This window comes from Citrobacter sp. Marseille-Q6884, assembly GCF_945906775.1.
Classification (GTDB): domain Bacteria; phylum Pseudomonadota; class Gammaproteobacteria; order Enterobacterales; family Enterobacteriaceae; genus Citrobacter.
Map to the genome: position 1 here is coordinate 494,082 of NZ_CAMDRE010000001.1, position 12,347 is coordinate 506,428.

Annotated in this window: 14 protein-coding genes; 2 read left to right on the forward strand and 12 right to left on the reverse strand. The window is 43.7% G+C overall.

Translation table 11 applies throughout. The annotated features are described in order from the left end of the window. Positions 1-270: 270 nt before the first annotated feature. The 10 genes from N7268_RS02250 to N7268_RS02295 all read right to left on the reverse strand — a co-directional run bounded on the left by N7268_RS02250 (position 271) and on the right by N7268_RS02295 (position 8,141). Positions 271-2,283: an ATP-binding protein gene (locus N7268_RS02250; RefSeq protein WP_260861662.1), complete on the reverse strand. Its 2,013-nt coding sequence runs from the start codon at positions 2,281-2,283 to the stop codon at positions 271-273. Between the two features lie 4 nt (positions 2,284-2,287). Then, positions 2,288-3,316 carry a DNA cytosine methyltransferase gene (locus tag N7268_RS02255; RefSeq protein WP_260861663.1) on the reverse strand — a complete coding sequence of 343 codons (1,029 nt, stop codon included), beginning with the start codon at positions 3,314-3,316 and terminating at the stop codon, positions 2,288-2,290. Positions 3,317-3,599: 283 nt separating this feature from the next. Next, complete coding sequence (locus N7268_RS02260; protein WP_260861664.1) at positions 3,600-4,040, reverse strand: DinI family protein; 441 nt, start codon at positions 4,038-4,040, stop codon at positions 3,600-3,602. A 115-nt stretch (positions 4,041-4,155) separates the two neighbouring features. Then, a complete protein-coding gene (locus tag N7268_RS02265; protein ID WP_260863519.1) occupies positions 4,156-6,300 on the reverse strand; it encodes a replication endonuclease in 2,145 nt (714 codons plus the stop codon). Between the two features lie 94 nt (positions 6,301-6,394). After that, the gene (locus tag N7268_RS02270) at positions 6,395-6,616 is read right to left on the reverse strand and encodes a TraR/DksA family transcriptional regulator (RefSeq protein ID WP_061549575.1); all 222 of its coding nucleotides are present in this window, start codon (positions 6,614-6,616) and stop codon (positions 6,395-6,397) included. Further along, complete coding sequence (locus tag N7268_RS02275; protein WP_103014764.1) at positions 6,616-6,849, reverse strand: DUF2732 family protein; 234 nt, start codon at positions 6,847-6,849, stop codon at positions 6,616-6,618. The genes N7268_RS02270 and N7268_RS02275 overlap by 1 nt, the downstream gene beginning before the upstream one ends. 66 nt (positions 6,850-6,915) lie before the next feature. After that, positions 6,916-7,116 (reverse strand): hypothetical protein, encoded by a 201-nt coding sequence (locus tag N7268_RS02280; RefSeq protein WP_061549576.1) that lies wholly within the window; start codon positions 7,114-7,116, stop codon positions 6,916-6,918. Then, positions 7,103-7,330 carry a phage filamentation protein Fil family protein gene (locus N7268_RS02285; RefSeq protein WP_001550178.1) on the reverse strand — a complete coding sequence of 76 codons (228 nt, stop codon included), beginning with the start codon at positions 7,328-7,330 and terminating at the stop codon, positions 7,103-7,105. Before N7268_RS02285 ends, N7268_RS02280 begins: the two co-directional genes overlap by 14 nt. 7 nt (positions 7,331-7,337) lie before the next feature. Continuing rightward, positions 7,338-7,847, reverse strand: a complete 510-nt coding sequence (locus N7268_RS02290; protein ID WP_052935637.1) for a phage regulatory CII family protein — start codon at positions 7,845-7,847, stop codon at positions 7,338-7,340. A gap of 30 nt (positions 7,848-7,877) precedes the next feature. Beyond that, positions 7,878-8,141, reverse strand: a complete 264-nt coding sequence (locus tag N7268_RS02295) for a hypothetical protein (protein ID WP_061549577.1) — start codon at positions 8,139-8,141, stop codon at positions 7,878-7,880. A gap of 128 nt (positions 8,142-8,269) precedes the next feature. Between N7268_RS02295 and N7268_RS02300 the strand changes: the two genes are divergently transcribed. Continuing rightward, the gene (locus tag N7268_RS02300) at positions 8,270-8,851 is read left to right on the forward strand and encodes a phage repressor protein CI (RefSeq protein ID WP_061549578.1); all 582 of its coding nucleotides are present in this window, start codon (positions 8,270-8,272) and stop codon (positions 8,849-8,851) included. 2 nt (positions 8,852-8,853) lie between these two features. Next, positions 8,854-9,855, forward strand: a complete 1,002-nt coding sequence (locus tag N7268_RS02305; RefSeq protein ID WP_061549579.1) for a tyrosine-type recombinase/integrase — start codon at positions 8,854-8,856, stop codon at positions 9,853-9,855. A 9-nt stretch (positions 9,856-9,864) separates the two neighbouring features. Here the strand turns inward: N7268_RS02305 and N7268_RS02310 are convergent, their stop codons facing one another. Together N7268_RS02310 and N7268_RS02315 are read right to left on the reverse strand one after the other, a co-directional pair. Next, on the reverse strand, positions 9,865-11,328 hold the full coding sequence (locus N7268_RS02310; protein ID WP_260861665.1) for a restriction endonuclease: 1,464 nt from the start codon (positions 11,326-11,328) through the stop codon (positions 9,865-9,867). A gap of 407 nt (positions 11,329-11,735) precedes the next feature. Beyond that, complete coding sequence (locus N7268_RS02315) at positions 11,736-12,110, reverse strand: cell envelope integrity TolA C-terminal domain-containing protein (RefSeq protein WP_260861666.1); 375 nt, start codon at positions 12,108-12,110, stop codon at positions 11,736-11,738. Between the last annotated feature and the right edge of the window lie 237 nt (positions 12,111-12,347).

The window sequence follows — 12,347 nt, forward strand, 5'->3', positions numbered from 1 at the left end:
CTGCCACCATCACGCCTCAGACGCACCACACGCGCACGAATACACGCGACCACCAACGAACCGACAGCAACCACGAAAGCGCCATTACGAGGCGCTCAGACGATAATTTTTATCATTACGCACCACCTCTGGCGCGCAATGCTATCCCCGCCACGCCTGCCCGCTTTATGGGGCAGTTTTAATGCAGTTGCCTTAATAGTATAAAGGCGCGCCATTACTGGCACGCCTTTAAATTTATCAAGCAATAATTCTGATGCATTAGCATGCAACTTAATGCACTTGTTGCGCTGACTCTTGAACTTTTTCACCTTCCGAAATTTTTAGCGTTTCAGTGTTAATTAACGCATGAATCCGCTTATCGTTAGGCGAGCGTTCGACCAAATGATCTAAGAACTCTTGCCATTGACGTTTTGCTTCGGAAAGAAGGTCTCCCCATGTAAGGGTTTCGAGTCCATCCTCTTTAAGCTTTTTAACTTTTTTCAAGAATGCAGGATTTTTCTTAGCTATTTTGTCAGCGACCAAATAGCCAGTGGCAGTATTAAATCTTGAGCCCGTTGAGCTTTCGAGATGACCACGGAATGTATCTACGTATGTTTCAAACCTGACCAAATGATCTAAATCGATGGTTAACCCTGGGCGCATGAACTCAAGGATGAGCAGATGCTCTCCGCTAGCCAAAACTAAATCAACACGCCCATTAAAATCTTCATCCTTATCAAGACCTGAATCTTTTGCTGCCTCAACGGCTAAGTCACCAACATTTCTTTCCTTAGCAAAGGTTTCCCACTTTGGTGATATTAACCAAGGGTTATTTGCAATGTAATCACGCACCGCATTTTCTAACTCACGATTTTTGATTCGTGATTCTAGGCCAATTATTGTATCTAGCTTTGCTTTAACTGATTCTGCTGTATGTAGGGCTTGAATGGTGTTAGCTTCGATAAGCATAGATAGTAATTTATCACTATCCATATCAGGAACCTCTGCCACTTGCCGGATTAACTCTTTTAAACGACCGCCTTCCCACGCCGTAAGAATAGAGTTACCTAACTCCTTGAATTGCTCAGCATTAATTTGATTGATGCTTGCCAACTTTTTAAGGGCAGTCATTATAGTTTTCTTTTCGCTCGGAGCAAGTTTTTCAATTCTCGAGCTAAAGTCAGAAACCTTATCCTCTATGAGCTTCGTTTTTTCTTCAGCCCTTCGGTCTTTCCATATTCTCAATAAATTGCGAATACGAGCCTTCCCCCACTCTTCAAGGGTTGCTAAATGGTGATGTCCCCAATTCAACCGCTGGCGTTCTGTTGAAATAACATCTTCATCAAATTCATCAAGATAATCAGCCAATACTGCACCAGTCATATATTCTGGTCCATTTTGACTAGGGAGTCCGCCAGTTAAATTGAACATAAAAGGTCTTTGTGATAATTTCCCATGGGAAAATATTGAAATCCCCTGCAACTCCTCTTCCTTTATAGTTTCCTTCAAGAAGAAAACTCTCCATTTTATTTGATGGCCTCCAACCATTTCGGTTCCCCATCCATCTTTATCAATCTCAGTCAGCCCTTCAGGTTTTTCATTTGATTTATAATCTTTAGGGAAAGACATTTCTGATTGAATAAGGAAATTTTCCGTCGGAATTACTTTCCCATCAACACTGACATAAAAATTTGCAGCCGCCGCATTAACAGAGAAACGGCGAGCCATAGATGTTGCAAAAAAATCTGCTGAAATCAAACGTTGTATTTTCAGACCTGTTAATTTAATAGTTGTACCATGTTCTTGTTTTAATTCTTCATTAGGCTCAACTCGATCAATAACATCAATGCTAAGCTTAGATGTATTGATATAATCGTCATTCGATGAATCACGAATTTTATCAATATCAAGTACAAATGATGTTTTCTCACCAGTGTCTTTACTGATAGTTGTTACAGTGATAACGGATGCGATACCAAAACCTGCAAATTTCCCAATACCCTTTCGTCCCATTAATGGTCGTTTTAAATCCCGTGAAAGAGTTTTTGCATTGTTTTTACGTTTATCATACCCTACTGTCAGAAATTTATTCTGACATTCGTCTTGAGTCATTCCAATACCATTATCTTGAATAGTAATGGAGAAATCATCATGCGTAGGGAGCGTGATTTTAACTTCAGTAGCATCAGCATCCCATGAGTTAGAAACCATTTCCGCAATAGCTGCTGTTGGGCTTTGATACATTTGTATGCCCAAATGATCAATTATTCTTCCATGGAAATTTAAAAATAAAGAGTTTTCCATTCTATTATCCTAATTCAATAAGGTGCTTTTTGATTACTTCTGCATGACGCTTGATAAACTCTGGAGGTAGCGCATTGCCAATCATAAGAGCAGCTCTATCTTTGCCGTACTTGATTGGGAAGTAATAGTTTTTGGGAAAAGTTTGCAATAGAGCCGCTTCTCGCAAAGTAATCGCTCTATCTTGTACAGGATGAAGAAACCGTCCTTTAGATGGATTGGTACAACCACTTGTTATTGTTGGAGATACCGCATCCCATTTCATACGGCCATAAACATCTCTAAATCCGTTAGGATATTTTTTATGACAAGGTAGCCAGTATTCATACGGCAAGTCAGCACGGCTACCACCATCTTTAGGTACCAGCTTTATTATTTTCATGACTTTTTCAGTTCGATTTTCTTTAATATTATGCAAAAAGTCATCGCTATGCTGTGGTAATGGCAAATCTCCAATCGCATCCTTAACAGTTACCTTTATGCTGTTTTTTTCTGCTCTTGGTAAATATCCTAATCTTGACGCTAACATTACCATACGTCGCCTTCTCTGCGGTACTCCAAAGTAAGAAGCATCTTCAATCGCAACTGAATTAGAATCTATGAAGTATCCTAATTGCTTCAATTCATCGCAAAAAATCTTTATACGGTAATCCTTGGCTAACGCGGGGACATTTTCCAACATCACCACTTTAGGAAGGAAACATTTAACAAAATCCAAAAACGAAAATATCAAATCATTCCGTTCATCGTTAACTGAGGAATTTTTATTTCTCGTTCTTAAGCTTGAAAAACCCTGACATGGTGGGCATCCCGCAAGCAATTCAAGCTGCCCTTGCTGGAGACCAAGTTCACTCATGATTTTTGCTGGAGATAGTTCTCGTATATCTCCAGTACGCAATGAAACATCAGGATGATTCTGCATATAGGTTTCAGAAACAATAGGCTCCTTTTCGACAGCCGACACTACATCAAAGCCAGCCATCTTAAGACCAACCGTCAGGCCACCTGCGCCGCAGAAGAGATCTATCGCTTTCATAAAATCCTTATCAAATCTAAACCAATCTGTAACTTTGAAAAATAATGGATGAGTATAAATGAGTCACCATGTCGCAGCAAAAGTATCTTTGTGGAAGCTGGTTCAGATGTGAGCTGAACGCCAAAGATGTCGCATTTTCGTTGTTAGCAGGTGCATTCATCCCGTTCTTCCAATGTGCAATGCTGACACGTTGTTATTCCATGGTTTACCTTTGTATGCAATCCCATACAAAATAACCCCATGCCATCAAACATAGGGTTACGGTTTGTATATTTTTCAGGAACTAACGCCAGCTCTCATCTTCCCATACTTCCTGAAGGATACTATCGAGAGCTTCGCGGTCTGAATCTTTATCGAACCCCATCAACTCAACACCAGTCATAGAACCTTTCTTGACGTTAACGCTAGTTGTCGGAAAAACTGACTGTATTCGCTTGGTCAATTCACTCTGAAAAGCATCAATCACAGGCTGGCCGACTATTTGATCTTTATCTAATGTGATATTTACTCTCACCTTGCCCTCCTTCGCAAAGGTTTCATCAACAGGCGGCGCGGAAAAAACAACAGAAAAATTATTGTTTTTCATTAAGTTGCCTCTTGCTATCTCCGCAATTAAATTTAATGCGATTTCACGGTCTCTTTCCTGACAAGTCCCTTCAGCCGTCAGACGCGCAATCATTTCGACCCGCTCAATCATAACGTGCTCACTTAACTCTCTATCCACACAACCTCCACAACGAGATACTGTATAAACATACAGTAGCACGTATTGATAAAAAATGTGAAGAAAAAAAGCAGTAAATACACTGTATGTACATGATATGTATGAACATTAACGGTTATGCTCTCATCGTCAGCTCAGCTAAAAGCGCAACGCGATTGAGGATTTCTGTAGCTTTGGTCTGATGTTCCTTAGCTCTAGCCTGATGCGATGGCGCTGCGGAAAATATTTCGCCTTTGGCCGTTCCGCGTAACCATTTGCCACCCAAACAACTTTTACCGCCAGCCATCAGGTGCAGAGCTTCTCCCCGGCTGATAGTGATGCCAGTTGTCAGATGTATCTCGTCGATAATTATCGCTGCAACTGCGTTTTGTTCATTCGTTCCGTGAATGAATTTTCGCCGCATTTGTGGCTTTTGCTTCCTAAGTCGTTTTGTCAGCTCTCGTCTTTCACGTCGACTCAGTGGTTTTGATAAATCGATTTCCGGTGGATCGCTTTCGCTTCCCGTACAGTTATTGACAGAACTCCGAGGGACGGCTTTGCCGTCCTGAAGGTCAACGGCCAAATCAACAGCACGCTTCGGAACAATCTTCCACTGAGTGAGCCGAGTTAAAATCGGGCTCCCTGCACCTATGGAGGAATCGTAGACCCCCTTAATGCATACCGTTTCCTCACCGTACTGATTAAGCTCGGTACGCGGTTCATACAGTGTGCGCACCTGTAAATCATCGCGACGGACAAACGGCCCACCCTGCGCATTAACATAACCAGCCCAGTCACCAGCGTCGGCGGCATCATGGACGGCGGCAAACTCAACGCTCAGGCCGTGCGCGGTTTCGGTATCAGCGAGGCGACGTAACTCACGGTAAACCGTCACCGGCGCACCACCGATAAACTGAAACTGACGGATGTGCCAGCGCGCTGCCCATGCTGAAACGGCGGGGGCTGTATCCTTCAGCAGCTCACCACTTTCATCATCGGTTTCACCATCGAGAGCATAACCGTCGATATTTTTTGAGATGTATTTAGCAACATAGCCGGTTGCGCTGCCTTTCTCTGGGTCAATCGCCTCGGCGTGGAAACGTGCTTTTTTGGCTTTATCGCTTTTCAGTTCGTGGCGGTCTTCTTTCCATGCGTATTTACGGACGATGGAGCGAACATATTCAACATCTTCCGGCAGCATGAACATCAGCATGTGCCAGTGTGGAGTACCGTCGTGATGGGGCTCGGCGACACGAATACCGAAAATTCGCACATCTTCCCGATGCAGTTTGGCACGGATACGCGCCCAGATACCGGTTAGATAGTTTTGCGTGTCAGCCGGGCTGGCACCGCTCCATTTGCTGTTACGGTAACCGGCTTTAGTCGTGGCGTGGTATTTTGACGGCGCGGTTAGAGTGTAAAACTCACCAACATAACCGAGCTCATTACAGATGTTTTCAAACCCACGAATGCGGGTCATGAGCTCACAGCGGCGAATGGCAGGGTTAGCAACTGAGCCATCATATTTTTCAATCAGGCTGATACGGTTGCCGTCTTCGTCTTCGAGATCCAGACCTTTGAGAAATTCACGAGTGCGGCGCTTTTGTTCACGCCAGTCAGTCACGCAGTTTTTACTCGCGTAGGTATTTTTTTTCTTGTTGACGTTACCGACTGCAATTTGCAGGTGTTCGCGCCACGTAGCCGCAACGCGGCGCAAACGACCACGCCACCACCCATCATTAAACATCTTGGCAATAGCCGGTGCGATTTCATCCGCGTCGACATAATTTTTTGCAACCCGATCCCAATGTGGTGGGATAACGTTGAATTGGAGGGAAATAATGCCAGCACGGATATACCAGGTGTACAGCGTTTTAAGCTCGCCAAATCCGTGGTCATCAATGTTGGCAAGTTCACCACGAATGAAATTAGCAATATCAGCGGCCAACAGGTCAACATCAGCACGCGACATATCAGGGAGGCGATTATATCTGGCGACCATATTGACCATGCGTGACGCCAGATATTGCATAAGCTGGGTATCAAAATGACAACCGAAAACAGCGGTTGATACATTGCTGTTGATGCCAGCGCACTCGTATTTTTTTGCAACCAGTTCAAGACGCGGCAATGCCTTTTTGCAGAAGCTGATTAAAAAAGCATTGGCTCGTTGACTGCCCTGATTTTGCTCCAGCACCGCAGCGGTTCGATAAACATCAAAACGCACGCACTCAGGCTGGAGAGAAAGCACCTTTCTCGCATGCAGCAAAGCCGCGAACATACGGTCGCGGCGATACTGTTGGTCGTAGGTAAGATATGGACTGGTTATTGCCGACCGTGGAGCATTCCACGGAAACGCGAATTGAACAGCCAATTCATACCCCCCGATAATGCTTAGATTTGAGCTCGTCGATTTGCTGACAGGTCACGCACAAATCCACGCCCGGAATCGCAATGCGGCGAGCTTCTGGGATTGGTGCGTCACATTTTTCGCAGAAAAAACGGGAAGGCGCAGCGATACGGCTGCGCGCTTTGTTGATGTAGCGCTCGCGGTCTTCCTGCTCACGCTGTTGGGCTAAATCAATTGTGTCAGCCATTAGTGCAGCTCCTGTGATTCGTTCTCAAAGCGAGTGGCTTCGCGGCGCAGAAGTTCGGCCGCTTCTTTGCCGGTCATATCTGAATTGGTAATGTGAACGGCCAGCGCTTCGAGACGGATTGAAACGGCGAGAGCGCGATCTTTGCGCTCTTCTTTTTTGGCTTCTTTAAACAAAGACTCCAGCACGTGGTCGCCAGCACTACTCGGCGTTGATAAATAAATAGTTCTACTCATATATCCTCCTGATTTTTGGCAAAAGAATGCCCGGCGGGTTTACGCCAAGTAATTACGTTTAATTAATTAACTATATCCAAATACAACAGCAGGCTTGCTTTTTAACTGCTTGATGATTTCGGCTTTTAATCCATCCTTAAATTCTTTGCAGCACTCCCACTCAGGGTCAACGCGAAGTATTGCGCCGTCTCGGGTTTTAATTTCAAAACCATCCTCCATATTTGGAATCATGGCACCTAAAACAATTCTTAATTCATCGCGTGACATGTTTCACTCCTTTAATTACAAAGTGGACAATACGAATAATTAAAAAACCTGACGATTTCGGCGACTTTGTTTTCAGCCCTTTTAATAATTCGGACTGTGAGCGGCACGGGTGCCAGCGCTTGCCGTCCTTACCTGCGATCCAGCCATGGCCGTAATGCATGCCGGGGCTTTGCTTAACGAGCAGAGACGCGAATGACGGTTCACTTTTCAGCATACGCACCTCAAATAAGACCAAACGATGCGCCAATACCGCTCATGGTATCGACCACGCTCGACATAGCGGGATTAGTCTGCAGACGTGCATGCAGCGCCAGAGCCGACAATGACAACATGCGAATGCCGGAGTTAACGCTTTCAATCATGTTGTGCTTACGGGCAGTGGTCAGACGCTCATCAGATACAGCACCGCTCGCCAGTTCACCGAGTTCGCGCATTGCGCGCATGACGTAAGACTGCAATTTATCTTTAGCCAGCTCATTAACCGGCACGCATGGCAGACAATGAATCTGCGCCAGAAAACCATCAACGAGGGTTGAGTCTTCGGTCAGGTCAGTCAGCAGCCACAATTCAGGCGGTGTGAACTGGTGAGGCTGTTCTGGGTTGAGCTTGTTACGTAACGTCTGAACATTCATACCCGCACGCTCGGCCAGCTTCGCCATATTGTGACGCTGCGCAAAAGCCCGGCACGCTTCGTCATAGTGGGGATGTTTGGAAATCTGAAAATCAAACATGCTACATCCTTATAATTCACATAATGTGAATCAAGCACCGATAACAAGTTGGAAACGGGAATGACCCAACGCTTTACGCAACTGTTCTTCTTTCCAGCGAGCGTAATAGATACGAATCGGGCCACCTGCTTTCTTGCAGCCTTTACGGATGGTGCGGGGTTCGATTGGTACACAAGGGTTGTCGCCAGTTGTCCAGCGATAAGCGGTACGCTCAGAAACACCTTCAAGTTCTGCGAACTGCTGCAGACTAACGATAGGTGCAGGTACTTTGATGATTGCGATTTCAGAAGCCATGTTGCATGATTCCCTTTTGCCAAAGTTTGCAATTGAAATGACTCTGTTTGCCAACACCTGCCATCAATTGCGTAGGTTTAGCCAAAATATATCTCCCAATTGAGAGATAGTAAATAGGTTTTAGTGAAATGAACATTAATTCTTTAGGATGGAGCAACGTAGACGTCCTCGATCGCATCTGCGAGGCTTATGGATTTTCACAGAAAATTCAATTAGCTAACCACTTCGACATTGCCTCAAGTTCGCTATCGAATAGGTACACCCGAGGCGCTATCTCCTATGACTTCGCAGCACATTGCGCCTTAGAGACAGGAGCAAATCTTCGTTGGCTACTTACTGGGGAGGGTAGAAAGTTCGAAAATGAGAAACCTGCAGAGGGAACTTTGAATCTTTCGATTCAATTATTCACAATAAGTGAAGGCCAACTAGATGATCAGGGTTGGATAACAATTGATAAGAAGTTTTTCCCTGATGCCATTTCTGATCCCTACATCATCGAAGCTGATGGAAGATTTCATTTTATGGAGAGTAAAAATTCACTCTCTGATGGGACTTATTTGATTGATGTTGATGGCAGCAAAAGCATACGAGAACTCACTATTTTACCGGGTCAAAGGCTTCACGTTTCTGGCGGAAAGATTGCTTTCGAATGCAGTATTAGCGATATAAAAATTCACAATCGTGTTTTTGCCGTTTATCAGGAACTTTAACAATGACGGTAAGAAAAAATCCCGCTGGCGGTTGGATTTGTGAACTCTACCCAAACGGTGCAAAAGGCAAACGTATCAGAAAGAAATTCGCTACTAAAGGCGAGGCTCTGGCGTTTGAGCAGTACACCGTTCAAAACCCGTGGCAGGAAGAAAAGGAAGACAGGCGCACGTTAAAAGAGCTGGTTGATTCATGGTATAGCGCTCATGGCATTACACTGAAAGACGGCTTGAAACGCCAGTTAGCCATGCAACATGCTTTTGAGTGTATGGGCGAACCACTTGCACGCGATTTCGATGCGCAGATGTTTTCCCGCTACCGAGAAAAACGGTTAAAAGGTGAATATGCCCGTTCAAACAGAGTGAAAGAGGTATCTCCTCGCACGCTTAATCTTGAGCTGGCCTACTTCCGGGCAGTGTTCAATGAGCTAAACCGCCTCGGAGAATGGAAGGGTGAAAACCCACTGAAAAATATGCGCCCATTCCGAACAGAAGAAATGGAAATGGCCTGGTTAACTCACGACCAAATTTCGCTACTGCTCGGAGAGTGTAAACGGCATGACCACCCTGATTTAGAAACCGTGGTAAGAATCTGTCTCGCCACTGGCGCACGGTGGTCTGAGGCCGAGAGTCTGAGAAAAAGCCAACTTGCGAAATACAAAATCACATACACCAATACAAAAGGCAGAAAAAACCGCACCGTTCCAATAAGCGAAGAGCTCTACAAATCTCTGCCTGATGATAAAAAAGGTCGGTTGTTTAGTGACTGTTATGGCGCGTTCCGATCTGCTTTGGAAAGAACAGGCATCGAACTACCGGCAGGACAGCTTACCCATGTCTTGCGCCACACCTTCGCCAGTCACTTTATGATGAATGGTGGTAATATTTTAGTCCTACAGCGCGTTTTGGGGCATACCGATATCAAAATGACAATGCGGTATGCCCATTTTGCTCCAGACCACCTAGAAGATGCTGTTAAGCTTAATCCATTAAATACATTTAGTTAGACTAATTTATTATTTATTGTTCATTTCTCGTAGATCTTGCTCCCAATGGGTGTCGTTGGATTCAACAATACCCTCCCTTTCCAAAAGCATCATTCTCTTCAAAAGATATTTGTTGCTAATTCCTCTTAGATAATACCTAACAGTTTCTGCAAAATCCCAGTTGTTATCTGAAAATAGTCTTGGCTGGAATGAATGGCAATATACAATTTCAATATCCTTTCCCTCGCAATCAAAATTAGCTAACATATTAGTAATTTTTTGATCACGAAGCACCTCGACATGTGGGCCATGCAATGTTTCATATCCAATATGGATAACTGTTTTACCATCATCTGGGGCTTGCCTTACAGCCTTTACAAGTAACCCTTTGACATCTTTGGCCTTTTTTGTAATCGACTCATCTGCTATACATTCCCATTTAGCGCAGAAAGGTCTCTTTATCTCATCTGCAAAAACATTAATCGTACTATATTCATCATCGCTATAAGTACAAAGTTTCGCTTGGCATGCCATTGTATAACTACCGTGGGGGTCATAGTTATCATCTAAAAGAGAGTTAAGCTGTGGAGAAGGATACTTTACTATCCATTTGGCAAAATGTTCATTTATACGGTCCATATCAATTAAATTTGCTACCACTGATATTTCATCATTTTCACAAGATGCAACACCAGATTGCATCAAATCTCTTGAGCCGTATAAATACCTAACAACATTCAAGAAAATATCCGGATTGGTACTATTGACCTCGCATTTAAATTTTACATTGAAAAAAACAGGATATGGGTAAGAAATTATATATGGCAGAGCTTGCTGCCATCTTTTAACCCATTCCGTTCGTTCATTTTCTGAATATTGAGTTACCTTTGCAAGCCTTTTACATTCGACATATAGTTTATCATTTCCTTTCGTAACTAGAAGGTCTGGTGTTTTACCTGCGCCGGATTCAGGTATAAACTCCACTTCCCATCCATTTTTTATATAACAGGCAGCAACAACCAATTCGAATAATACAGAGTCTGGTTGATTTTCAGGTTTAATAAGTAAATCTTTAAGTTTATTTTCAATACCTTTGGTACGCTTCAACTCTTCGCTAAATTCCCCGATGGTAGCAAAAAACGGCCAAATTCTAGAGGATTGTGCAGGTTCATCAACTGTTGGGCGATCTGCAAGTGATTCTGCAAGATATAAATACCAAGCGATCCAATCATCATAAAAAGCCATGCGAGAATCTTTTTCATGAAAAGAAACATCAGATTGACTGCTATACAACCGTTCAGTGAGGGAGCGAAAATATCGTAGAACATTATCTCTTCGCTCAGACCACTTTTCTTCTCCCATGACGTCAACAAACCATCGATATGTTTTCTTTATATCTTTGACGAGAGGATCGTCATGTCTCGCATTAAAATGCTTCCAAAATTCAGCGTACTCATCTTCAGTAGCATTTTTATCATGACTATTTTCGTTCACTTTATATCCTTAGATGGAAAAAAAGATAGGCCTAAGTTACTATTTTTTAACCTATATGTATGTATCTGCATTCACAAACATAGCGCATTTTAGTGGCGATAAAGTGGCGGTAGAAATGGCGAATAATGGGTAATCATTGGCAAACAGTGGCAATCTATGTCAATGATAAATAACGCAAACTATTGATTTTCGGTTGTTCCGGTAGGAACTCATAATCGCTTGGTCGCTGGTTCAAGTCCAGCAGGGGCCACCAAATATATCAAGGGCTTAGATAAGAAATTATCTAAGCCCTTTTTCTTTGCGACTCATTTTCAATACCTGTCAGCTACAGCGGACTGTTCCAAAACTATCACGGCGGTACGTAGTGGTACTCAGGCCCAGACGCAGAGCGAAGTAAACAAAACACCTCAAAGTTTGAAATCGAATGGGATACCATTTTGCCCAAGTAGTGCTTTCGGCACCGGCAGGAACGTAGAATTCTTCACAGCAGTAATAGCGGCCTCACAGAGCGCTGGATCGCCGCCTTCGGATTGTACGCCTCGTACAAGGCCATCAGGCTGCAGAAAGAGACGGACAGAGCAAACTTGCCCCTTATACTGCTGCCAATCGTCAATATTACTCATTATTTCGTATTTTACCGACTGCGCCCAGGAACCGATGGTTAACGGTACTTCGCGATGATTCGCCTTAATTTCGGCTTTCAACCCTTCCGAGGTCACTGGGTTACCTGAGCATCCGGTTACCAGCAGCACCATGAACATCTGAGGGATCAAATATTTCATATATGATCCTATCGTGCCAATTCAACGACATAGTCGCTGGATTTGATAATATAGTTCATACTATTCTCCGATAAATAATCGTCCAGGCTGAACTGTTGGTATCGAGATTACTTCTCTATTACTCGTAATGATAATCACCTCGCATGTTGACATGTCATCCGAAGTCATCGTGCTGGCGAATCATTAAAAACGTAGGCAGTTAGCACTGGAAAAGTAGTGCGTTCATATGTTAATGAA